A 20393-nucleotide genomic window follows, 5' to 3' on the forward strand; every position below is an offset into this window, starting at 1 on the left:
GGTGGGGGTGCATACGTCGCGACATGGACGAGGTCGACATCGTCACCTGCTTCCTCCGGAACCGCGGCCAGGTCCTCCTCCTGCGCCGGAGCGACGCCGTCGGCTCGTACGCGGGGCGATGGGCGGCCGTGTCAGGGCACGCCGAGGGCGACCCCGACGCCATGGCGCGAGAAGAAATCGCCGAGGAGACCGGACTCGGCGACGCCGTGACGCTCCGACGGCAGGGCGATCCCTTCGATGTCGTCGACGCCGAGCGCGGAACGCGATGGGTCGTCCACCCCTTCCTCTTCGAAGCCCAGAGCAGAGGGGTCGAACCCAACGACGAGACGGCCGAGCACGAGTGGGTCCACCCGACGGCGATCCGCCGCCGGGAGACCGTCCCCGACCTCTGGCGATCTTACGATCGGGTGCGGCCGACCGTCAAGACCATCCGCGAAGATCGCGACCACGGCTCGGCGTGGCTGTCGCTCCGGGCACTGGAAGTGCTTCGCGACGAAGCGGGCGTCCGGGCGTGGGGTGGAGAAGACGAGGGCTGGGATGACCTCGCCGTCGTCGCCCGTGATCTTCGGGACGCCCGCCCCTCGATGCCCGTCGTCGCCAACCGGGTGAACCGGGTGCTGGCCCGCGCGGACCGATCGCCGGAGGGAGTCGAGGAGGTGGCTCGCGAGGAGATCGAAACCGCCATCTCGGCCGACGACGAGGCGGCCGAAACCGCTGCCGAGCGGCTCCCGGATCGGATCGCGACGCTCTCGCGCTCGGGAACCGTCTGCAAGGCGATCGAACGAGCCGATCCCGACGCAGTGTTGGTCGCCAAATCGCGACCGGGCGGTGAAGGGGTCGGTGTGGCCGAAGAGTTGGCCGAGGAGCGAGACGTGACCCTCGCCGGTGACGCCGATCTGGCGTGGGCGATCCACGAATGGGAGCCGAAAGCGGTCATCGTCGGGGCCGACGCGATCCGACCCGACGGCGCACTCGTGAACAAGGTCGGCACCCGCGGCGCGGCGCTGGCTGCAGCCCACGAGGGCGTGCCCGTCCTCGTCGCCGCGGCAGCCGACAAGGTGCGTGTCGATGCAGAGGCCGAGATCGAATCCGTCGATCCGGAGACGATCTACGACGGGCCGGCCGATCTGACCGTTCGATCACCGCTGTTCGACGTGACGCCGCCGAACCTGATCGACGCAATCTGTACGGACCAGGGCGTGCTTGAACCGGAGGACATCGGGGCGATCGCTGCTGAGCACCGGGCGAACGCCGAGTGGGCGGACTGAATGGCGAAACACACAGGTGGATGGACACCTGACAGAGAGACGGTGGCGATGATTATAGACATCGGTTACTGCAGTACTGATAAATTCAATTAGAATCCCTGTGTTGTGGCTATATGGGAAATCGAGACGAACCGTCCCGACGGTACGAACGGGCGCGAGAGAAACTTGATGACGATCACGAGAGCGGGGAACTAACAGACGATGAATACAGCCACATCACCGAATTTCTCGATGCAAAAGACCCCGACGTATTGAACGGTCACGGCGACACATTGTCGTATCAGACGTTGCGGGGCTATTGTCGTTTACTCGCCTGTGCAGCCCGACGGCTACCCGAAGATACCACACTGACGACAGCGACAGAAGACGACATCAATGGACTCATTTCCCGCTTTGCCAAGGGAAACCACCCCGCGGTCAAAGACGACGGTGTATCACACGCGACGCAACGACAGTATCAGGCAACGCTTCGAGCGTTCTACAACTACCACGAGGAGCTACCTGCCGATCCCGACGGGATCACACTGAAACAGATAGATGATTCACCCGTCGATGAGCGGGACATTTTCGACCATGATGATGTGGAAGCGATGCGTGAGGCCTGTTCAAATACCCGTGATCGGGCCATACTGGAATTGCTTTTGAACACGGGCCAACGCATTCGTGCGATTCAAACGCTCCGTGTGAAGGACGTGAACCTTGATGAAGGTGTGTTCTGGTTGAACGATGAGGCCGACGGACTCAAACACGCAGAGGGGAAACGACCGTTGCTCGGCGCGAAAGCCCCTGTCCGTCGGTGGTTGGATAATCACCCGGCACCCGAAAACCCGGATGCCTATCTTATCACTCATCTCCCGTCATACCGCAATACGGATGCGACGACGCCACTGAATCAAAACTCGATACGGAAGCGCCTTCGGAAGATCGGGAACGAGGCAGGGGTTGATAAGCCGACGAATCCTCACAACTTCCGACACTTCGCGGTGACGACGATGTACCGCGATTACGACATGGACGCGGACACGATTCGGTTCATCATTGGTCATGGCGAGGACAGCCGAATCATGGAAACGACATACCGTCACTTGACCGACGATGATTACATCAAGAAAGCTGAAATTGCGGCAGAGATTCGAGAACCCGACGACGATAGTCCGCTATCCCCCAACCGTTGTTTGACCTGTGACGAACCTCTTGCCAAAGACGCGAAGGCCTGTCCAAACTGTGGCCATGTGTATACGCCCGATGCGAAGGCGGTTCAGGATACGATTGGCGAGAGTATGAAAGAGTCCTACAAGGACACCGAACCGGGGAGTGACACCCAGGCGAAGGTCGAACAACTTGATGACTTGTTAGACGATCCGGATGTGAAGGCCGCGCTCTTGGAGAAATTGGCCGACGAGTGAGGCTATGTGTGGGTGGTCAGACGAGAGACTGGGTTGTCGTGATCACAGAGCGGGTGACTGTTTTGAATAATCACATTCTGTCTTTCTTGAAGCGACGTATGTAGGTCAGGTAGATAGAAACGTTATTAGTTGCAGACGTGGAATAATTGTATAGTCACGATGTTCGGGTTACGCATCCCGAATTTATCGTGATGATGGTGCGCGATGACGAGCAGTTACCCCCACTGAGTCCCTTCTGATGAGACGTTCACCCGAGCCACCATCTCACGAGACGGATACGGACTCGTGTCGCGGTCAGTGCTCGTGACGGCAGTTCGTCGCCGACCGCAAGGACTTATGAGCGACGGCCGCGAGCCCTCGGGTATGCAGTATTCGAATCCAGTGCTTCCGGGCATGCATCCCGATCCGACGATCGCGCGCGCCGGCGAGGACTTCTACCTCGCCATCTCCTCGTTCGAGTACTTCCCGGGCGTCCCGCTGTTTCACAGCACGGACCTGGTCTCCTGGGAGCGGGTCGGCCACTGTCTCACCCGCGACAGCCAGCTTGACCTCCGCGGTCGCGAGGCTTCCGACGGGATCTACGCCCCGACCTTGCGCCACCACGACGGCACCTTCTACATGGTCACGACCGACGTCGGCGGCGACAACGGTGGCCACTTCATCGTGACCGCCGACGATCCCGCCGGCGAGTGGTCCGATCCGCTGTACGTCGACGCGGGCGGGATCGATCCCGATCTCTTCTTCGACGACGATGGGACGGCCTACTTCCAGTACACCGACGGCGAGTCCTTGCCGGAGTACCGGGTCCGACAGGCCGAGATCGACCTCGACACCGGTGAACTCGGCGACGTCCGCCAGCTCTGGCGGGGCATCGAAGGCGGGTTCGCCGAAGCGCCCCACATCTACGAACGCGACGGGACCTACTACCTCATCACCGCCGAGGGCGGGACCCACACGGATCACATGGTCACCGTCGGCCGGAGCGACGACCCGACGGGCCCGTTCGAACCCCATCCCGACAACCCCGTGCTCTCCCATCGCGGTCGGCCGATGCACCCGCTCAGCGCGATGGGCCACGCCGACATGGTCCAGGCCCCGGACGGCTCGTGGTGGATGGTGTTCCTCGGGATCCGCCAGTACGGCCCGAACCCTGGCGTCCACCACCTGGGCCGGGAGACGTTCCTCGCACCCGTCACCTGGGAGGACGGCTGGCCGATCGTCAACGACGGCGAGCCGATCGACCCCGAGATGACCGTCGAGTCGCTGCCCGGCGATTCACCCGGCGGGCTGTCGAGTCCGGCCCGACCGTTCGAGACGACCTTCGACGGCGAACTCGACGACAGCTGGCAGTTCCGACGGAACCCGGACCCGGCGACGTATTCACTTTCGGACGACGGACTGTCACTCGTGGGCAAAACCGACAGCCTCGACGAGTTGGATGCGACGTTCGTCGGCCGCCCGCAGTCCCACTTCGATTGCCGAGCCGAGATCGATCTCGGGTTCGATCCCGACGACGGCGAGGAGGCCGGTCTCGCGCTCGTGATGAACGAGTCCCACCACTACGAGATCGGCGTGGGTCGTGAGGGTGGCGAGACGGTCGCCCGCGTCCGACTCCGGATCGGCGAGGTTGCTGACGAGGTCGCAGCTGTCCCCGTCGGGGGCGAGGACCACCGGCTGGTCGTCGACGCGACGACTGAGGAATACACGTTCCGCTACGCCGACGGCGACGGCGAACCGACCGAACTCGCCACGGCGGCCACACGGTACCTGTCGACGGAAGTCGCGGGCGGGTTCACCGGCGTCTATATCGGTCCGTACGCACTTGGAGCAGGAACAGAAACGGCAACGCCGGCCCAGGTCCAGCGCTTCGTATACGAGCCGGCGGAGTGATCGCCGCCGCGGTGGACGATCCCGACGTCAGCGACCGTCGCCCATTTCCAGGTTACCGTCCCACCCGTCGACGCCACACGAGAGACTTTCGACTGGACCATCAATACCTTCGTAGGCAGAGACCAGTCGAGCAGCCTGGATGCTCGCCTGGCCGTGCGCACAGACAGTGACGACCCGATCGGCCCCGTCGAAGCGGTCGACCTCGTTCGTGAGCGTTGCCAGCGGAACGTTCTCGCTGCCGGGAATGTGACCGCGTTCGAAGGCCGCCGGTGGTCGAACGTCCACGATGCGTACGTCCTGCTCGCCATCCAGCAGCGACCTGAGATCCGCCGCCGAGCACTCGCCGTCCATGGGAGTCCGTCACATATCCATCCTCATAACCGCACCGATCGACACTGTACTACACGATCTATCCTGGCGATCCAAGCGCGGCCGGTCTGTGGCCCATCCGGCCTCCAGCCAGTGACAGCCCGATCAAAGCAACCCGTCTTCCCGGGCAAGCAACAGCGCCTCGATCGTCGCGTCGTTGGCCGGGTCAGCCCGTGCGCGATCGAGCGCATCTTCAGCTGGGACCGTCGTCACCGAGAGGAACTCGTTGTCGTCGAGATCGGTCTCGACGGGTTCGAGTCCCTCGGCGAAGACGATCCCGCGCTGGTGGCGCATCGCCCCCGTCGCGACCCAGAAATCCTCCAGCAGGGAGACGCCAGCAGGATCGAATCCGGTCTCCTCGCGGAGTTCCCGCGCGCCCGCCTCGGTGTAGGATTCGCCGTCCTCGACGATCCCGGCCGGGAATTCGAGGCAGTGCTCCCGGATCGCCGGTCGATACTGCTCGACCATCACGACGTCGCCGTCGATCACCGGAACGACGACGACCGCGTCCGGCAGTGCGGCCCAGTAGTAGCGCTTCTCGGTCCCGTCAGGCTGTTCGACCAGATCGTAGCCCCCATCGTACCACCCGGTTTCGTACTCGACGTGGGATTCGAGAATCGGCCACGCGTGTCGCTCGGATCTCTCAGTCATTATCGTTCAGTTTCACTCGCCCGTTGATACGTGCATTGGCTCCGAACAGTGCTGGCAGCGATCAACTGAGCTGGGATATCGTCAGTCGGTAATACCCGTCACCGACCCGGACGAACACCGCGTCCGGGCCGTCGACCGCCGCGGTCGAGCGCTGCTGAAGTGCGGTGAGTTCGTCGAACGGCGAGTGGGTAAAGGCCTCCTTGAAGCCGACGTAGCCCTTCCAGTACGGCGCGGATTCGCCCACCTCGTCGGTGGTGGCCGCCGCGACGGCAGCCGACGTGTACGGAAACCGCCGGTCGTCGAGATCGGTCGCGTTGACCGCCGCGTGTTCCTCGACCGGCGTCGCAGTCATGTAATAGGGGTCGCCCGCCTTGATGAATCCCGGCAGTGCGCCCAGTGCGAGCAGGAGGGTCACGACGCCGAAAATGGCGAGGACGGCGAGTTTCGTCCGTCTGCGCATTCAGGTCGCCCCCGGCCGATCGCCGTCCTCGTCAGTTTCAGTCGGCCCCTCGCCGTGCTCGTCCGCGCTTGTCTCGAGGATGTCCCGGTACAGTCGACCGTACGCCTGCCGTCGGAGCGTCGCGACGGCCGCGTCCTCGGCGTCCTGGAACGTCGTCGCGACGATCGTCTCGGCAAAGGGCGGCGCGTGCCAGACCACGCCCTCGACGTGTTCGCTGCCGGTCTGGATCACCTCGCCACCGTGGTCGGCACAGAACGAATCGAACGCCTCGTGGGTACCGACGTGGACACGAAGCAGCGACGCAAACATCGCATCCTGGGCCGTCAGGACGACGTCGTCGGTGACTCGGCGGTCGTACTCCGGGCCGTCGAGATCCATCGCTCGGGCGACCTCCCGGACGACGACTCCGGCAGTTGCGGCGAGAGCGTCGTATCGCTCGCGGGCCGCAGTAGGCGTCTCGGGTTCGAGCAGCCCCTCAGTATGCATAGGCCGTGATTGGATCTCCGTCCACTATTCCGTTTCGTCCGCGTCAGCGTCGGCCGGCTCCTCGCGAGCGGGGTCGCGTTCGGCATGCCCGCCATTCGAGTCGTCGCTACGGGACTCCGAAGGGCCGTCCTCGGCTTCGGCGGCCCGCTCGCGGCGCTTGCGCGTCATCTCGTAGGCCTCCCGGAGAACCTCTTTGGCGTCGGCGTCCAGCGCCGGATCGGACCGCGCCGTCGGACCGCCCCCGAAGTCATCGAACGTCACACCGGGGTCGTGGTCGTCGGTCGTATGCTGACCCCCACCAGCCAGCTCGCCAGGGTGGTCACCCTCGCCGGTGTGGCCGCGATCAGTGCGGTCTCCGTTGGTTGGAAGGTCCGTCGTTCCGTGGTCGTGCTCGACCCTGTCCCCGGGAAGCGCAGCGTTCTCAGCGTCCTCGACGATACGCTCGGCGAGCGCCTCGTCGTCCGCCTGCTCCCACTCCGGCGCGTGTTCGTCGAGCCAGGTCTCGTGCTCGGCGTCACCCAGCAGCGCGGTAAAGGCCAGGTGGTTTGCCAGGTGTTTTGCGTCGACCTGGGGGGTCTCACACACCGGACACGCGTATCCCATACCTCGATCCACGCACTCGTGCGTGAAAGGTGTTCGCCGAGCGCCCAGGGGATCCAGAAGCTGCTGGTCGGCTACGGCGACCGGAACAACACCAGGGCGTTCTCGCCGTCGTCGTAGTACCCCGGGATCGTCCGCCGGTGGACGAACCCCTCGCTCCGGTAGAGGTGTCTGGCGGCCGCGTTGCTCTCCCGAACTTCGAGTTTGACCGTGGTAATGCCGCTGGCCCCCAGCATGAGGATGGCACGCTGAAGCAACTGGCGACCGACGCCGGCGTTCCGGCGGTCGGGATGGACAGCGAGGTCCTTGACGTGGCCGATCGGCGTCCCGTCGTTCGGGACCGCGTCCGCCACGACGTAGCCGATCACGGACCCCGCCGTCGGTGGCGTCCGGTCGATCGCGACGAGAAACGCCGGGGCGTCGAGAAAGCGCTCGAACGCGCCAACGGGCCAGGGCTGGGGAAAGGACTGCTGTTCGATCTCCAGGACACCCAGGAGGTCCTCCCTGGTCGCGGGTCGAACGAGCGGCCGGCCCCCCGGTTCGGACGCGACGGTCGTCACAGGTGTCAATACGTGCCCCTGACACATACGCGTGGCGGCGCGAGATCACCCGAAGGCACAAGATTGATACCAGCCCATGGGCAAGGATTCACTGCACCCGTTAGGGTGCCACCCCACCCCCCATCCCCCACTTTGTTTCGGCGCGGGCAGCCAGGGTTCTGGCTGCTCGCGCGTTTTCGAGCCCGCCAGGGCGACCTGTCTCATCATGCTTCGAGAACGACGTGACGTCTCCCTTCGAGAGAGCAGCGTGATGTCACCCTTCGAGAGAACGGCGTGTCTTCCCAGTGGACGTGTCCTGAGCGGCTACTCCTCGTCGTCGGACTCGTCAACGCTGAGCGCCGAGCCGACGAGTCGACTCGCGATCACTCGCGGGATCTCGCTCGGCGTGATGACGTAGCGTTCGACGGCGAGAATGAGACCGACGATCCCCAGGAACGCGAGTCCGCCAACGAGTTCGCCCCGGACCAGGAGATCCAGGCTGAGCAACGCGATCGGCGCAACGACGACGACCGTTCCGACTCGGCCGATCAGCTCGAGGATCCCGGCGGCCATGGACGCTACTACGCGTGAAGCCTCATAAATGCACGCCGTTGAGTCGCCGAGGCTACGGGTCGAATTCAGTCAGCTCAGGCTGGAGAGAGCGATCCTTCCGGACAGTGGTGCGCTGGTAGGCCCGGCGATAGGCGCGGAGTTTTCGAACGAGCACGTAGCCGAACACCCCGTCGTAGACGATCACGAAGCCGACAAAGGCGAAGAAGGGCGAGATCCCTACTACGTCCGCGAGGAACGCCGGGAGCACGGAGACGAGCGCGTTGTAGGTCCCGTGGACGAACGCGGCGATCAGCAATCCCTTGACGACGATGGGGCCGGCCTGGACCGGGTTGAATTTCGCCAGCCCGAGGTAATACCCGGCGAACGCCGAGTAGATGACGTGGCCCGGCCCGGCCAGCGCCCGCACGGTGACGACACTCCCACCGGCTGCGAACACACCGACGCCGACGTCACCGGTCGTCTCGGTGATGTACAGCGCGTTCTCGATGGTCGCAAACCCGAGCCCGGCGATGGCTCCGTAGACGGCCCCGTCGACGACGGCATCGAAACGGACGTCACGGAAGGCGTGCAGTCGGACTGCCAGAAGCTTGACGCCTTCCTCGACCGGGCCGACGATCACGTAAAAGACGACCACCAGGCCGAGTGCCTCGACGCCGGCGGCCTCGGTGAGCACGAACGCGGCAGGGGCGAACATCGCGTTGATGACGGCCGCGAAGCCGGCGAAGAGGACGCCGAGGAGAAAGGTTGCGACTAGGAGGCCCAACGGCTCGCGGGCGGTGGCGTCAGCCCGCCAGACGTATCCCGCCAGCCCGACAGCGGGCACGACCGAGAGGGCAGTCACCGCGCCGACGGTCGGATCCGTGATTGCACCCAGTCCGCCGAGGACGAACTGCGAGAGCAGGATCGAGATCGCAACCAGGACGATCGTCACCCGGGCGAGCGTGAGCGCACTCGCGTGGAGTATCACCGCGAGCCGATCGAGCCGCCCGCGGACCTCCCAGTCGGCGATATCGTACAGGTCGAGCGAGCCGTCGGCGGCAGTCTCGACGGGATCGCGCTGTCGCATGGGCGTCACTCCGGCGGCTGTCGTCAAGGGCCTGTCGCCGGCCACGGCGGCGGGCAGACCTCGATATCACCCACCCTCGCCACGGAAGGGAGCGTTTTTCGCGCTCGATCGACTAGGGCCCACCATGACGATTACCGCCGGCGTGATCGCCGTCCAGGGGGATGTGAGCGAACACGCGACCGCCGTCGAGGCGGCCGCAGCGGCCCACGACCAGACCACCGAGATCGTCGAGATACGCGATTCAGGCCGCGTACCTGACTGTGACGTCCTGCTTGTTCCCGGTGGGGAGTCGACGACGATCTCCCGGCTGCTCGCCGAGGAGGGGATCGCCCCGGAGATCCGCGACCACGTCGCGGCCGGCAAGCCCATGCTCGCAACGTGTGCCGGCCTGATCGTGGCGGCCCGGGACGCCGGGGACGACCGCGTCGAGACGCTGGACGTTCTGGACGTCGCCGTCGAGCGCAACGCCTTCGGGCGGCAAAAGGACAGCTTCGAGGCCCCGCTGGACGTCGACGGGCTCGACGATCCCTTCCACGCAGTGTTCATCCGTGCGCCGGTCATCGAGGAGGTCGGCGACGCCGACGTCCTCGCCACCTGGGAGGGTCGCCCGGTCGCAGTCCGTGACGGTCCCGTCGTTGGGACGGCGTTCCACCCAGAGTTGACGGGCGATCACCGGATCCACGACCTCGCGTTCTTCGAGTGAGGCGAGGATGAACCAAGATTTGCTGCTTTCGCAAAAATAGTTCTCGAACCTATAAAATACGTTCGGCTGTTTCCAGCATGCAGGAGGAAGACCGGTACTTATGCACTCGGCATCCGAAGCGCGCGACAACGAATGCAGCCACCCACTCACTTCCTCGACGGCGCGCTCGGGGCGGCGGCGATGCTGGATGGGACAGTCCTGTTCCTTCCCGCCGAGTTCGCGAGCCGGGTACAGTTCGGCTGGACGATCAGCGTCCACATCCTGTTTGCCGCCCTCTCGATCGGGCTGGCACCCTTCATCATCTACTTCACCTGGAAGGATATCCGAACCGGCAGCGAGCGCTACGCCAGGCTACGGTCGTTCTGGCTGAAGGTCTTCGCGGTTGGATTCGTGATGGGAACGGTCACCGGAATCCCGATGAGCTTCCAGTTCGGGACGAACTTCCCGGGCTTTTCGGCACTCGCGGGTGAGTTGATCGGCGGGCCGCTGGCTTTCGAGGCGAAGATGGCGTTCTTCCTTGAAGCCGTCTTCCTCGGCGTGTTGCTGTTCGGCCGCGAGAAGGTGAGCGATCGGACGTATTTCCTCTCGTCGGTGCTGACCGGCTTCGGGGCCTGGCTTTCGGGCTTCTGGATTCTGGTCGTCAACGCCTGGATGCAGACCCCCCAGGGGTACGAGATGATCACGCGAAACGGCATGGAAGTCGCCAAGCTGACCGACCCGATTGCCGCCTTTTTCACGCCGCGGATGACCTGGATGTACGTCCATATGATCAACGCGTCAGTGATCTCCGTGGCGCTGTTGGTCGCCGGCGTCGCGGCGTACATCGTCTGGAAGAAACGCGACGCCAAAGCCTGGCACACGGCACTGAAGATAGCTGTCCTCCTCCTGATCGTCGCCGCGCCGCTGCAGGCAGTCCACGGTGATGCGTATGGCCGCCACGTCGAGGACACCCAGCCACAGAAGTTCGCCGCGATGGAGGCCCACTACGAGACGGGAACCGCCGATCTGCACCTCTTTGCGATCCCGACGAGCCCTGACGCGATCATGAATCCCAGCGAGGAGAATCTCTTTGCGATCAGTCTTCCCAGGGTCGGGTCGTTTCTCGCAAGCGGGGGTGACTTCGACGCGGTCGTGAAAGGCCTCGACGAGTACGAACAGAACCCGCCAGTTCCGCTCGTGTTCTGGTCGTTCCGCATCATGGTCGGACTCGGGTTCCTGTTCATCGGGCTGGCCTTCTGGGGTGGCTATCTCATCTATCGCGATCGATTGTCCGACAGCAGCCTGTATCTGCGAGCGATGATCGCCGCCTCGCCGCTTGGGTACGCCGCCCTGCTCACGGGGTGGTACGTCACCGAGATCGGCCGCCAGCCCTGGGTCGTCCAGGGTGAACTCAAGACCGGCGAGGCCGTCTCCTCGACGCTGTCCTCGACGGAGGCGACCCTGAGTCTGGCGGCATTCGTGGTCATCTATATCGGCCTCGTCGTGGCCGCGCTGTACACCCTCCGGTGGCTGATCGAGGACGAACTCGACGAATTGGGTGCCGAACCGGCCCCGGACGATCACTGGTACGGACCGATCCCGGGGGTGACCAGCGATGACTAACCCGCTCCTGTTGCCGGTCGATACCTACCTCGTCGACTCGCTACCGGAGATCTGGTTCGGCGTCATCATGTTCGCGCTGGCGATGTACATCGTCCTCGACGGCTTCGACTTCGGGATCGGGATGCTGTATGCGACCCGCGAGGACGATCACGACCGGGAGACGTTACTCGCGGCGTTCGGGCCGATCTGGGACGCCAACGAAGTGTGGCTGATCGCGTTCGGGACGATGTTGCTCGCGGCGTTCCCGGACGTCTACTCGCGACTGCTCGCCGACAACTACCTGATCGCACTCGGGTTCGTGCTCGCCCTCCTGTTCCGCGGCGTCGGCCCGGAACTGCGCGAACAGCGTGAAGACGAGTCCTGGCAGCGGGCCTGTGACTGGTCGTTCGTCGGTGGCAGCGCGCTCGCGCCGTTCCTCTTCGGCGTCCTGGCCGGCTCGTGGGTGTTCAGCGTGGGCGCGGTCTCGCTGCCCGCCATCCTGACGGGCGTCGGCCTGGTCGCCGTCTCGGCCGTCACCGGCGCGGCGTTCCTGGCCGCCAAAACCGGCCCCGCCCTCGCCGGCGAGATGCGCGACCTCGGCATCCTTGCGACAGTCGCATACCTCGCCGGCGTGGTCGTCCTGCTCGCAGTCGTCATCGTGACCGACGCCGGCGGGACTGCCGGGACGATCCTCTCGATCCCCGGGATCGCCATCGTCGGCCTCTCCGTGGTCGCGGGCCTCGGCGGGATCGTGCTCGCGCTCCGTGACAGTTACCGGGCGTGGCTCGTGAGCGCGCTTGCCCTCCCCACACTGTTGAGCGCGCTGGTCGCACTCCTGCTGTACCCCGCGATCTATCCGGCGACGGCATCGGGGGCGGAGCTGACCGTCGAGACGGCCGTGGTCTCGCCGCTGGCGCTCAATCTCACGACCGTCCTCGGGTTCCCGGTGCTCGTCGTCGTGCTGTGGTACTTCAAGTTCCTCTACGGCGTCTTCAGCGGGCCGATCGAGGCTGAAGGGTACGGCGCGTAGCTCGGGGGCGTCACAGTCGCCGAACCGCCGGGTTCGAAACGGCCATTTATCCCCCGCCCGAGGATGTCGAACATCCGATGGTAACCGCGTCGGCCCGCACGTACGTCGATTACCGGGTGAGCGTCGCCTATGTCGGGACCGTTCTGAAGTTCATCGGCATCACCCCGGCGTTCCCGTTCGTCCTGTCGCTGTTCTACGGCGAGGATCCCCTTCCGTTCGTCGTCGCGTGCGTCGTCATGGTACTGGGCGGCGGGCTACTCGAAGCGGTCGACTCAGGGGGAGACCTCGGCAATCGCGAGGCGTTCCTGCTGGTGAGTCTCGCGTGGCTCGTCGTCCCGCTCGCGGGAACGATCCCCTATCTCGTCGCGGGGACGGGATCGGTTGCGGGCCCCGTCAACGCCCTCTTCGAGAGCATGAGTGGCTTCACCACGACCGGCGCGACCGTCCTCGAAAAGATCTCGGTCGATCGCCACGGCCACGCCATGATGCTGTGGCGACAGCTCACCCAGTGGCTCGGCGGCATGGGTATCCTCGTCCTGATGGTCGCGATCCTCCCCGAACTGTCGGTCGGTGGCGCGCAGGTTATCGACCAGGAAGCGCCCGGCCTCTCCCTGGAGAAGCTGACGCCACGGATCCAGGTGACGGCCCGGGCGCTGTGGGGGATCTACGCCGGGTTCACCGTCCTCGCGGCGCTCGTCTACTACGGGCTCAACGTCGCGGGGATCGCCCCCAACATGGGCCTCTACAACGCGGTCGCCCACGCACTGACGACGCTGCCGACCGGCGGGTTCTCGCCGGAAGCCAGGAGCATGGAGGCGTTCGTCCCCGCCGTCCAGTGGGCGGTGATGGTGTTCATGCTCGTCGCCGGGACCAACTTCGCGCTGTTCTGGTACGTCCTCCGTGGCGATCCGCGGGAACTGATCGACAACACCGAGTTCCGGTCGTACCTGCTCGCCGCCGCCGGGGTGGGAGCCCTCATCTCGGCGCTGCTGTTCGCCGGCGTCGGGCTCAGCGGGACGCCCGAAAACGTCGGGACGATCGTCGGCAACGTCGAGAACTCCCTCCGGCAGGGGCTGTTCCAGGCGATCGCCGTCGTGACGACCACCGGCTACGCCAGCATGGACGTCAACACCTGGCACCCCGTCGCCCAAACGACCCTGCTGTTCGCGTACTTCCTCGGCGGGTCGGCGGGCTCGGCCGCCGGCTCGATCAAGATCGTCCGGTGGGTGTTGGTCACGAAGGGGATCGACCGGTCGCTGTTCACGTCGATTCACCCCGAGGCAGTCCGGCCGATCCGGCTTGGCAAGGAGATCGTCGACGACGAGACCGTCCGGGACGTCTTCGCGTTCATCGCGCTGTTTCTCGGGATCTTCGTCGTCTCGACGGTCCTGTTGTATCTGGACAGCCTCCGGACGCCCGCGGTGACGCTGTCGGGGCTGGACGCGATGAGCGTCGCCATCGCGACGCTTGGCAACGTCGGTCCCGGGTTTGGTGACGTCGGCCCGATGGACAGCTTTCTGCAATTCTCCGACCTCGGGAAGCTCTACATGACGTTCCTGATGTGGATCGGCCGCCTGGAGGTGCTCTCGGTGCTGGTGATCTTCACGCCGTCGTTCTGGCGGAGTTGAACGAGTGGAGTGGTTGTGCTGACCCGACGGCCGCTTCGACGCGCTTAGGGGCCAGCCCCGCGTGAACTCGGGCATGACCGACGACGAGGCGATACTCGACGAACTGTTCGCGGTGATCGAGGACCGCAAGGAGAATTTGCCCGAGGACTCCTACACCGCATCGCTGTTCACCCACGAGAAAGGTGAGAACGCCGTTCTGGAGAAGTTGGGCGAGGAGTCGACCGAGTTATTGCTTGCGGCCAAGGACGACGACCGTGAGGAGATCGCCCACGAGAGTGCCGACATCGTCTATCACTTGTTGGTGCTGCTCGCGATGAAGGATATGGATCTGGAGGACTTGCGAGCGGCGTTGCGGGAAAGACGGTGATCGTACGGCGCGAAGCGCCGTTTCGCTGCTCGCTCGCCTTGCTTGCGAGCAGGAAGTTTTTGGTCCAGCTTTTGCGACGAGTGGGTCGCAAGCGACCCCGAGGAGTAAAAGGTGGAAGCGATATGGATCTGGAGGACTTGCGGGCCGCGTTGCGGGAAAGACGGTGATCGTACGGCGCGAAGCGCCGTTTCGCTGCTCGCTCGCCTTGCTTGCGAGCAGGAAGTTTTTGGTCCACCGGTAGAGCAAGCTCTACCGAGCCTTGTCACCGAAAATCGGAGATTTTCGGGATGACGAGAGAGCTTCGCTCTCTCGAACCAACTCGCTTCGCTTGCCAAGACAGCTTTTGCGACGAGCGGGTCGCTTGCGACCCCGAGGAGTAAACGGTGGCCAGTCTACTGCTCGGCGAGCCACTCGCGGGCTTCGTCCATGTCGTCGGTCATGAAGTTCTCGAACGGTTCGTCTTCGAGCGGATCGACAGTCTCCTGCATGTCCATCTCCGCGATGACACTTTCTCGGTGAACGTTGACGGAGGCGGCGAGACCAACATCGATCATGTTGGGGAGCCAGACTTCCTGCAGCCACTGCTTGTCCTCCTCGTCGTGGGCTTTGACTTCGGTCGTGTCGATGATCAGTTTCGAAACGTCGCGCTCCGTAAAGACGGAAAGCAACTCGTTGGCACCCTCACGGAACGTCTCACCGCTCGAAAACGTGTTCCAGGTGTGGATGAGTGCATTCAGTTCATCGTCGTATTCGATCGTGTGCGTATCCTCATCTCTGAGTGTCTCTACCGACATAATCTAACCATCCTATATTCAAGTATTAAATCCACCCCCCAAAATATCGTATCTGATATTCGGGTGATATCTCACCCGATACGTCCGAAGAATATCGATTCACCTGCCGGTTGCGTATCCCAAGGAGAAGACCACCCGGTCGAACGCGTCCCGACCTTCACACGGAGTAGACTCATCGAGAAGGGGCGATCCATGGGCGAGGTCACGCGGGTGGATCTGACTACTGCTCGGCGATCCACTCGCGGGCTTCGGCCATGTCGTCGGTCATCATGTTCTCGAACGGGAGGTCTTCGAGTGGATCAACGGTCTCCTGCATGTCCATCTCGGCGATGACGCTCTCGCGGTGCACGTTCGCGGAGTACTCCATGCCGGCATCAACCATCTTCGGGATCCACTCCTCCTGGAGCCACTGCTTGTCCTCCTCGTCGTGTGCCTTGACCTCCCGGGTGTCGATGATCTCCTTCGAGACGTCGTACGCTTTGAGGGCCTCGTACAGCGCGTTCGCACCTTTCCGGAACTGCTCGCCGCTCGAAAACATCGTCCAGGTGTGGATGAGCGCGTCAATGTCGTCGTCGTATTCGATCCGGTACCAGTCCGCTTCTTCAACCACTTCTGTAGCCATAGTCGACAGTTCCCAGAGTGCTTCAATAAGCGTTCGGGCGGGAGTATCTTGGCTGATAATCGGACTGGCCGAATAGGATCAACCGGAAACCATTGAGCGAACGCTTTTGGCCCCCAGCGACCAAGCACTGCCCGTGGCGTCCGATCCCGACTACGCACGGTTCTTCCCCTACGAGGAGCCATACGACCACCAGCGTGAGGCCATCGAGGGCATCGGGGACGCACTCGAAGATGGATCGGACGTCTTGCTTGAGGGGGCGACAGGGACGGGCAAGACCCTCGCGGCCCTGACGCCGGCCCTGGAGTTCGCCCGCCGGACGGACAAGACAGTCGTGATCACGACCAACGTCCACCAGCAGATGCGTCAGTTCGTGGCGGACGCGCGCCAGATCACGGAACAAGAGCCGATCCGCGCGGCCGTCTTCCGCGGGAAAGGCTCGATGTGTCACATCGACGTGGGCTACGAGGAGTGTCAAGCGTTGCGGGAGACGACCCGCGATCTCGTCGACAGCGAAGCCGAACAGGCCGAGCTGGAGCGTCGCCAGCGCGAACTTCTGGACGCGAGTCAAGAAGGGGACAGCGAGGCTGCCGAAGCACGCTCAGCGGTCATGGACGAACTCGACGCGGTCGCCGAGGAGATCGAGACGCTCAAAGAGGAGCAGGCGACCTGTGACCACTACTATCGGAATCTCACGACCGATACCGACGAGTTCTACGCGTGGCTGTACGACGACGTTCGCACGCCCGATCAGGTCTATGAGTACGCCGAACGCCAGGGGCTCTGTGGGTACGAACTCTTGAAAGAGGGGATCGACGGCGTCGATCTGGTCATCTGTAACTACCATCACCTGCTGGATCCGTTCATCCGCGAGCAGTTCTTCCGGTGGCTCGGCCGGGATCCCGAGGACGTGATCGCCGTCTTCGACGAGGCCCACAACGTCGAGGACGCAGCCCGCGAACACGCCCGCCGGACGCTGGCCGAACCGACGCTCGAACGTGCACTCGATGAACTCGGGGAAGTCGACGATCCCCGCGCCGGCCCGGCGGGAAACGTCCTCGAGACGATCCTGACCGCACTCCGGGAGACCTACGACGACGCGCTCGGGTTCGGCGAGCGCGAGACGGTCGAGGAAGACTGGACCGACCTCGCGATCGACAACGACGACCGCCGGGACGACCTCACGCTCTCGATCCTGCAAAATTACACCGGACAAGGCGTCCACGAGGACTTAGAGGAAGCCGTCGCGCTCGGGCAGGCGCTCGACCAGCAGTACGACGAGGCCTACAAGGACGGCGAAACGAGTGTCCGCAAGGAGTGTCCCACCCTCCAGGCGGCCACCTTTTTCGACGGGTGGTTCGAAGACGGCGAGCAGACCGGCCTGTATCCAGTCGTCAGTGTCCGGCGGGAGGACGGGGACGGCGATCTTTACGGCAGGGCCGAACTCTATACCGCCATCCCCGAACGCGTGACGCGGACACTGTTCGACGATCTCTACGCCTCGGTGCTGATGAGCGCAACCCTACGCCCCTTCGACGTGACCGAGGACGTCCTGGGCCTCAAGGAACCGGAGACGATGGCCTACGGCCCACAGTTCCCCGAGGAGCGCCGTCGGACTTACACCGTCGATGTCCCGTCGCTGTTCGCCAGCCGGCGGGACGACCCCGAACTCCAGGACACCGTCGCGAGTGTCGTCGAGGACGCCGTCCGATTGACGCCCGGGAACACGCTCGCGTTTTTCCCCAGCTATGCGGAGGCCGAGCGCTACCACGATCGGGTCGACGTCGAGGCGACGAAATATCTTGACGAACCGGGCACACGCGCCCAAGAACTGCGCGAGACCTTCACCGACGGCGACGACGGCGTCCTCTTTACGTCGCTGTGGGGCACCCTCGGCGAGGGCGTGAGTTACGACGGTGACGACGCCCGGACGGTCCTTGTCGTCGGCGTCCCGTATCCCTACCTCGACGACCGGATGGATGCCGTCCAGGACGCCTACGACGCGGCCTTCGACGCCGAGGAGGCCGGGTGGCGCTACGCCGTCGAGATCCCGACGATCCGCAAGACGCGCCAGGCGATGGGACGGGTCGTCCGCTCGCCCGATGACTTCGGTGCGCGGGTACTGGTCGATCGGCGCTACACCGAAAAAGCCGAGATCGAGTCCCCGGAGTACGCCGTCCGGGGCACCTTCCCGCCGGTCGAGCGCGGCGAGATGATCGACGTCGATCCGGACAAACTCAAGTTCGGATTGCTCAACTTCTACGCCGACATGGACGCCTACGACGGCGATCCACCGGCTCCCTGACGCGGAGAGACTGGATCCAGACGGTTTCGACAGTCCGGGATCACTCGATCGGGATCGTCCGAGAGTCACCGGCGTCGGGTTGCTCCTTCGGGAGTTCGACCGTGAGAACCCCGTGCTGATAGCTCGCCGCCGTGCCGTCTTCGTCGACTGGTTCGGGCAGCGAGACCGCCCGGCTCGTCGCCGTCCGGCGACGCTCGCGTCGGATAAACACGCCGTCATCGGGATCGCTGTGCTCGGATTCGGTCGCGTCGGTGCGCTCGGCACTGATTCGCACCGTCGTCGGGTCAGGCAGTGTCACGTCGATGTCGTCGCTGTCGTAGCCCGGCACGTCGGCCGTGAGGACGAACCGGTCGCCCTCGTCGACGACGTCGACGGCGATCCCGCCGGCCGAACCGGTGACCGCGCCGGCGACCTCTGTCGGATCCAGGGCCTCGAACTGGTCGCTCATCCGGTCGAACATCCGCTCGATCTCGTCGAAGGGGTTGGGTTTCGAAGGCATCGTCTCACCGACAGTACGTCGCCGGCGGACTTAACGTTCACTTCGAGTGTCGTATGTTCGACAGCGTCAGGAGATGACAACAGATCTCGCCGAAACGTGCGAAGAGACAGTTCAACAGGCATAATCCATTTGAACTGCCCGCTCATATTCCAGAGGGCATGGAATACACCACACTCGGCTCGACGGGGATGGAGGTCAGTCAGCTCTGTCTCGGGGCCATGAGCTTCGGCAGCGAGGAGCCCTGGATGCTCGGGAAAGAGGAAAGCCGCGAGATTATCGAGCGGGCGATCGATCTGGGCGTGAACTTCTTCGACACCGCAAACGCCTACTCAGCGGGCGAGAGCGAGGAGATCTTGGGGGACGTCCTTTCGGAGTACGACCGGGACGAGCAGGTCGTCGCCACGAAGGTCCGCTTCCCGGTCGGCGAGGATACGCCCAACGCCTCGGGGCTCTCCCGAAAGACGATCCAGCAGGAACTCGACGCGTCCCTGGATCGGCTCGGCATGGACACGATCGACCTGTATCAGACCCACCGGGTCGATCCGAACACCCCGCCGGAGACGACCTTGCGGGCGCTTTCCGATGCCGTTCGCGCCGGCAAGGTTCGCCACGTCGGCACCTCCTCGATGTTCGCCCACCAGCTCTCCGATCGACTCCGGACCAGCGAGCGCGAGGACCTCGTGAGTTACGAGACGATGCAGAACCACTATCACCTGGCGTATCGCGAGGAGGAACGCGAAATGCTCCCCCTCACCGAGAAAGAGGACATGGGCGTCATCCCGTGGGGGCCGCTGGGCCAGGGCTTCCTGACGCGCCCGATCGACGAACTCGAATCGACCGCGCGTGGCGATCCCGAGAACTTCCACAACCCGACCGACGAGTACACTCGCGGCGGCGGTCGCGAGATCAACGAGCGCGTCGAGGAACTCGCCGACGATTACGGCGTGACGATGGCCCAGATCGCGCTGGCCTGGCAGTATCAAAACGAGTACGTCACCGCACCGATCGTCGGTACGACCAGCGTCGAGCACTTGGAGGATGCCGTCGAAGCCATGGAGATCGACCTCTCGGATTCTGACGTCGAGTACCTCGAAGCCCCCTACGAGCCACAGCCGATCGTCGGCCACGAGTGACGCCTCGACGTGCTGAACGGTTCCGGTGATGGGAGCGGCCGAACTTCGAGATTTTCAAGTCCCCGCTCGGCAAACCGCCGGTGTGGACCGGACGCAACTCGAATCCCAACTGGTCGAGACCTTCGACGCCGAGTCGGAAATCGCCCGGATCGTCGCCCGCCAGGCGACTGATCTTGGTGACTCCGCGCAGTACGCAGCCGACTTCGAGGGGCCGCTGACCGTCGAAATCGTCGTCGACAACCTGCGTGACGCACCCGAGGACTCCGATCTGATCGAACGCTGGAACTGGTGGCTCGGGGCGCTCGAACTCTCTCACGGCGGCTACCAGCGATTTCGCGTGCGACCGGACGTGGTCTGACTCGTTTTCTCCCTGCCGCGTGCCACAACCGGCGGCACCTGAGGAAACCGAAATCATCATCTGGTATT

22 protein-coding genes are annotated in these 20393 nt (G+C 64.2%); 11 read left to right on the forward strand and 11 right to left on the reverse strand.

The features are described from left to right. The first annotated feature begins 23 nt into the window (after window positions 1-23). The 3 genes from HUTA_RS06825 to HUTA_RS06835 all read left to right on the forward strand — a co-directional run bounded on the left by HUTA_RS06825 (window position 24) and on the right by HUTA_RS06835 (window position 4564). Complete coding sequence (locus HUTA_RS06825; protein WP_015789148.1) at window positions 24-1268, forward strand: NUDIX domain-containing protein; 1245 nt, start codon at window positions 24-26, stop codon at window positions 1266-1268. Window positions 1269-1381: 113 nt separating this feature from the next. Beyond that, complete coding sequence (locus HUTA_RS06830) at window positions 1382-2674, forward strand: site-specific integrase (RefSeq protein ID WP_015789149.1); 1293 nt, start codon at window positions 1382-1384, stop codon at window positions 2672-2674. Window positions 2675-3037: 363 nt separating this feature from the next. Then, on the forward strand, window positions 3038-4564 hold the full coding sequence (locus tag HUTA_RS06835) for a glycoside hydrolase family 43 protein (RefSeq protein WP_049941228.1): 1527 nt from the start codon (window positions 3038-3040) through the stop codon (window positions 4562-4564). Window positions 4565-4591: 27 nt separating this feature from the next. Here HUTA_RS06835 and HUTA_RS06840 read toward each other — a convergent pair whose 3' ends face one another. From HUTA_RS06840 to HUTA_RS06875, 8 genes are all read right to left on the reverse strand, one after another. Next, window positions 4592-4915, reverse strand: coding sequence for a rhodanese-like domain-containing protein (locus HUTA_RS06840; protein ID WP_015789151.1), 324 nt, complete (start codon window positions 4913-4915; stop codon window positions 4592-4594). Window positions 4916-5038: 123 nt separating this feature from the next. Beyond that, window positions 5039-5584 carry an NUDIX hydrolase gene (locus tag HUTA_RS06845; protein WP_015789152.1) on the reverse strand — a complete coding sequence of 182 codons (546 nt, stop codon included), beginning with the start codon at window positions 5582-5584 and terminating at the stop codon, window positions 5039-5041. A gap of 61 nt (window positions 5585-5645) precedes the next feature. Beyond that, complete coding sequence (locus HUTA_RS06850; protein ID WP_015789153.1) at window positions 5646-6044, reverse strand: hypothetical protein; 399 nt, start codon at window positions 6042-6044, stop codon at window positions 5646-5648. Then, complete coding sequence (locus HUTA_RS06855; RefSeq protein WP_015789154.1) at window positions 6045-6530, reverse strand: DUF5809 family protein; 486 nt, start codon at window positions 6528-6530, stop codon at window positions 6045-6047. A gap of 24 nt (window positions 6531-6554) precedes the next feature. Next, window positions 6555-7133, reverse strand: a complete 579-nt coding sequence (locus HUTA_RS15030) for a DUF5810 domain-containing protein (protein WP_015789155.1) — start codon at window positions 7131-7133, stop codon at window positions 6555-6557. Between the two features lie 71 nt (window positions 7134-7204). Then, complete coding sequence (gene rimI / locus HUTA_RS06865; protein ID WP_049941229.1) at window positions 7205-7690, reverse strand: ribosomal protein S18-alanine N-acetyltransferase; 486 nt, start codon at window positions 7688-7690, stop codon at window positions 7205-7207. 303 nt (window positions 7691-7993) lie between these two features. Further along, window positions 7994-8242 carry a DUF7533 family protein gene (locus HUTA_RS06870; RefSeq protein WP_015789157.1) on the reverse strand — a complete coding sequence of 83 codons (249 nt, stop codon included), beginning with the start codon at window positions 8240-8242 and terminating at the stop codon, window positions 7994-7996. A 52-nt stretch (window positions 8243-8294) separates the two neighbouring features. After that, entirely contained in the window at window positions 8295-9308 is a 1014-nt protein-coding gene (locus HUTA_RS06875; RefSeq protein WP_015789158.1) for a PrsW family intramembrane metalloprotease, read from the reverse strand. 124 nt (window positions 9309-9432) lie between these two features. Here HUTA_RS06875 and pdxT point away from each other — a divergent pair, with 124 nt between their 5' ends. From pdxT to hisE, 5 genes are all read left to right on the forward strand, one after another. Then, window positions 9433-10011, forward strand: a complete 579-nt coding sequence (gene pdxT / locus HUTA_RS06880) for a pyridoxal 5'-phosphate synthase glutaminase subunit PdxT (RefSeq protein WP_015789159.1) — start codon at window positions 9433-9435, stop codon at window positions 10009-10011. Between the two features lie 180 nt (window positions 10012-10191). Beyond that, window positions 10192-11613 carry a cytochrome ubiquinol oxidase subunit I gene (locus tag HUTA_RS06885; RefSeq protein WP_394295034.1) on the forward strand — a complete coding sequence of 474 codons (1422 nt, stop codon included), beginning with the start codon at window positions 10192-10194 and terminating at the stop codon, window positions 11611-11613. Next, a complete protein-coding gene (locus tag HUTA_RS06890; protein ID WP_015789161.1) occupies window positions 11606-12622 on the forward strand; it encodes a cytochrome d ubiquinol oxidase subunit II in 1017 nt (338 codons plus the stop codon). Before HUTA_RS06885 ends, HUTA_RS06890 begins: the two co-directional genes overlap by 8 nt. 77 nt (window positions 12623-12699) lie before the next feature. Next, on the forward strand, window positions 12700-14250 hold the full coding sequence (locus HUTA_RS06895; protein ID WP_015789162.1) for a TrkH family potassium uptake protein: 1551 nt from the start codon (window positions 12700-12702) through the stop codon (window positions 14248-14250). A 73-nt stretch (window positions 14251-14323) separates the two neighbouring features. Next, the gene (gene hisE / locus HUTA_RS06900) at window positions 14324-14617 is read left to right on the forward strand and encodes a phosphoribosyl-ATP diphosphatase (protein WP_015789163.1); all 294 of its coding nucleotides are present in this window, start codon (window positions 14324-14326) and stop codon (window positions 14615-14617) included. A 392-nt stretch (window positions 14618-15009) separates the two neighbouring features. Here hisE and HUTA_RS06905 read toward each other — a convergent pair whose 3' ends face one another. Together HUTA_RS06905 and HUTA_RS06910 are read right to left on the reverse strand one after the other, a co-directional pair. Next, window positions 15010-15411, reverse strand: coding sequence for a hypothetical protein (locus HUTA_RS06905; protein ID WP_015789164.1), 402 nt, complete (start codon window positions 15409-15411; stop codon window positions 15010-15012). 220 nt (window positions 15412-15631) lie between these two features. Next, a complete protein-coding gene (locus HUTA_RS06910; RefSeq protein ID WP_015789165.1) occupies window positions 15632-16033 on the reverse strand; it encodes a hypothetical protein in 402 nt (133 codons plus the stop codon). Between the two features lie 133 nt (window positions 16034-16166). Here HUTA_RS06910 and HUTA_RS06915 point away from each other — a divergent pair, with 133 nt between their 5' ends. Continuing rightward, entirely contained in the window at window positions 16167-18335 is a 2169-nt protein-coding gene (locus tag HUTA_RS06915; RefSeq protein WP_015789166.1) for an ATP-dependent DNA helicase, read from the forward strand. Between the two features lie 40 nt (window positions 18336-18375). Here HUTA_RS06915 and HUTA_RS06920 read toward each other — a convergent pair whose 3' ends face one another. Continuing rightward, complete coding sequence (locus HUTA_RS06920) at window positions 18376-18834, reverse strand: Hsp20/alpha crystallin family protein (RefSeq protein WP_015789167.1); 459 nt, start codon at window positions 18832-18834, stop codon at window positions 18376-18378. Window positions 18835-18992: 158 nt separating this feature from the next. On the opposite strand from HUTA_RS06920, the gene HUTA_RS06925 reads away from it, so the two are divergent. Together HUTA_RS06925 and HUTA_RS06930 are read left to right on the forward strand one after the other, a co-directional pair. Next, entirely contained in the window at window positions 18993-19967 is a 975-nt protein-coding gene (locus tag HUTA_RS06925; protein WP_015789168.1) for an aldo/keto reductase, read from the forward strand. Window positions 19968-19995: 28 nt separating this feature from the next. Continuing rightward, window positions 19996-20325 (forward strand): hypothetical protein, encoded by a 330-nt coding sequence (locus HUTA_RS06930; protein WP_015789169.1) that lies wholly within the window; start codon window positions 19996-19998, stop codon window positions 20323-20325. Window positions 20326-20393 lie beyond the last annotated feature (68 nt).

Origin of the sequence: Halorhabdus utahensis DSM 12940 (genome assembly GCF_000023945.1) — an archaeon.
Lineage (GTDB): Archaea > Halobacteriota > Halobacteria > Halobacteriales > Haloarculaceae > Halorhabdus > Halorhabdus utahensis.

Excerpts from the sequence above, each read along its gene's own strand:
- HUTA_RS06825 (WP_015789148.1), top strand. The coding sequence starts at position 24 with ATGGACGAGGTCGACATCGTCACCTGCTTCCTCCGGAACCGCGGCCAG.
- HUTA_RS06830 (WP_015789149.1), top strand. The coding sequence starts at position 1,382 with ATGGGAAATCGAGACGAACCGTCCCGACGGTACGAACGGGCGCGAGAG.
- HUTA_RS06835 (WP_049941228.1), top strand. The coding sequence starts at position 3,038 with ATGCAGTATTCGAATCCAGTGCTTCCGGGCATGCATCCCGATCCGACG.
- HUTA_RS06840 (WP_015789151.1), bottom strand. The coding sequence starts at position 4,915 with ATGGACGGCGAGTGCTCGGCGGCGGATCTCAGGTCGCTGCTGGATGGC.
- HUTA_RS06845 (WP_015789152.1), bottom strand. The coding sequence starts at position 5,584 with ATGACTGAGAGATCCGAGCGACACGCGTGGCCGATTCTCGAATCCCAC.
- HUTA_RS06850 (WP_015789153.1), bottom strand. The coding sequence starts at position 6,044 with ATGCGCAGACGGACGAAACTCGCCGTCCTCGCCATTTTCGGCGTCGTG.
- HUTA_RS06855 (WP_015789154.1), bottom strand. The coding sequence starts at position 6,530 with ATGCATACTGAGGGGCTGCTCGAACCCGAGACGCCTACTGCGGCCCGC.
- HUTA_RS15030 (WP_015789155.1), bottom strand. The coding sequence starts at position 7,133 with ATGGGATACGCGTGTCCGGTGTGTGAGACCCCCCAGGTCGACGCAAAA.
- HUTA_RS06870 (WP_015789157.1), bottom strand. The coding sequence starts at position 8,242 with ATGGCCGCCGGGATCCTCGAGCTGATCGGCCGAGTCGGAACGGTCGTC.
- HUTA_RS06875 (WP_015789158.1), bottom strand. The coding sequence starts at position 9,308 with ATGCGACAGCGCGATCCCGTCGAGACTGCCGCCGACGGCTCGCTCGAC.
- pdxT (WP_015789159.1), top strand. The coding sequence starts at position 9,433 with ATGACGATTACCGCCGGCGTGATCGCCGTCCAGGGGGATGTGAGCGAA.
- HUTA_RS06885 (WP_394295034.1), top strand. The coding sequence starts at position 10,192 with ATGCTGGATGGGACAGTCCTGTTCCTTCCCGCCGAGTTCGCGAGCCGG.
- HUTA_RS06890 (WP_015789161.1), top strand. The coding sequence starts at position 11,606 with ATGACTAACCCGCTCCTGTTGCCGGTCGATACCTACCTCGTCGACTCG.
- HUTA_RS06895 (WP_015789162.1), top strand. The coding sequence starts at position 12,700 with ATGGTAACCGCGTCGGCCCGCACGTACGTCGATTACCGGGTGAGCGTC.
- hisE (WP_015789163.1), top strand. The coding sequence starts at position 14,324 with ATGACCGACGACGAGGCGATACTCGACGAACTGTTCGCGGTGATCGAG.
- HUTA_RS06905 (WP_015789164.1), bottom strand. The coding sequence starts at position 15,411 with ATGTCGGTAGAGACACTCAGAGATGAGGATACGCACACGATCGAATAC.
- HUTA_RS06910 (WP_015789165.1), bottom strand. The coding sequence starts at position 16,033 with ATGGCTACAGAAGTGGTTGAAGAAGCGGACTGGTACCGGATCGAATAC.
- HUTA_RS06920 (WP_015789167.1), bottom strand. The coding sequence starts at position 18,834 with ATGCCTTCGAAACCCAACCCCTTCGACGAGATCGAGCGGATGTTCGAC.
- HUTA_RS06925 (WP_015789168.1), top strand. The coding sequence starts at position 18,993 with ATGGAATACACCACACTCGGCTCGACGGGGATGGAGGTCAGTCAGCTC.
- HUTA_RS06930 (WP_015789169.1), top strand. The coding sequence starts at position 19,996 with ATGGGAGCGGCCGAACTTCGAGATTTTCAAGTCCCCGCTCGGCAAACC.